This window comes from Streptomyces doebereineriae (genome assembly GCF_031845645.1).
Taxonomy (GTDB): domain Bacteria; phylum Actinomycetota; class Actinomycetes; order Streptomycetales; family Streptomycetaceae; genus Streptomyces; species Streptomyces canus.
On record NZ_JAVREZ010000596.1, the window covers coordinates 1 to 384 of the forward strand.

Consider the following 384-nt stretch of genomic DNA (forward strand, 5'->3'; position numbering starts at 1 on the left):
GTCCGAGCGGCATCAGGATGAACGCGAGCATGCCCGCGAGGTGGGAGAGGGCCCAGCGGCCGGAGGCCATGGCGTCCGCACCGTCGAGGGTGGTCTCGTCGCTGTAGGGGCGCAGCGCCGGGTAGAGGGCGAGGAGCACACCGGCGGCCGCCAGGGCGATGGCCGCCCACCGGAGGGTGCGGGGGTCGCGCTCGGCGGTCAGCGGGTCCGGCATGGTGAGGTCTCCGTCCTTCCGGGGCGCCGTCCGGCCCCGTGTGTCTGTGTCCGTGCCGTGTGTGACTGTGTGGGTCGATCATCGCGCCGATCGGGCGTCACCGTAGGGGATTCGGGCGTACGGCGGGTGAACGTCACTGTTCGCAGCGCTTCTTGAGTGCGTCGTTGAAC

The 384-nt window shown here is 71.4% G+C and carries 1 protein-coding gene; it reads right to left on the reverse strand.

Annotated elements, in window-relative coordinates:
• Positions 1-214, reverse strand: a 214-nt coding sequence (locus tag RNB18_RS53430) for a hypothetical protein (RefSeq protein ID WP_311721235.1), incomplete at its 3' end; no start/stop codon positions are given.
• Between the last annotated feature and the right edge of the window lie 170 nt (positions 215-384).